Source organism: Candidatus Symbiopectobacterium sp. NZEC135 (assembly GCF_025962695.1).
Map to the genome: position 1 here is coordinate 1 of NZ_JAGFPF010001176.1, position 673 is coordinate 673.

Annotated in this window: 1 protein-coding gene; it reads left to right on the forward strand. The window is 53.3% G+C overall.

Annotated features, from left to right (window positions below):
- Positions 1-673: hypothetical protein (locus tag J5224_RS33175; RefSeq protein ID WP_264629151.1), on the forward strand; the 673-nt coding region annotated here is incomplete at both ends.

Below are 673 nucleotides of genomic sequence, written 5' to 3' on the forward strand. Positions count from 1 at the left end.
TCAGCAGCATCGTACGATTTTACAGCACTATGCCGCAATCAATGCCAGTGCAATAGCAACACAGCTACAGACATGGAATATCCCACAGCTAACGCGCCTGATACGTATCATGCAGCCGCAACTCAGTGAGCGTACACTCGCGATGCTCCCTTTGCTGCTGGCGATCGTCCGGCAATTTACATTAGCCTTTCACTGGTTTTACCCACTGCTCCTCAGCCATGAATGCCCCGCCACGCCAGAGCAATGGCTTCAACGGCTGTTACGTCAGATGAACAAGCACCATGCGTCGTCTGAAAGTACGCACTACCACCAGTTGCAGCAATTCATCCTCAGCAGTAACGATACTCATGAGCCTCTGGCGGAACGCAGACGGTGGTTAGATAGCCTTCTCCCTGAAGAAACGTTACACGAAGGCTTACAGCTCTGGTTCGAGGGTAAAGCACCCGCACCGGAGCAGGGCTTGTTGACAGGGTTATCGCAACGCTCACCGCCGCATTCACTACGGCAATGGCTACAGCGTAGTCTGGCAAATCCGCGCCATATGCAGCGTTGGCTAGTGGAGATATCGCCTGAAACACATCAAGCGATTTTGCTCCCAACGCTCACCAGCGCCACCCTCGCATTGCTGGCATTACGCCAGGCATTTTGCCAACTCTTTGAATCGCCGAAACAG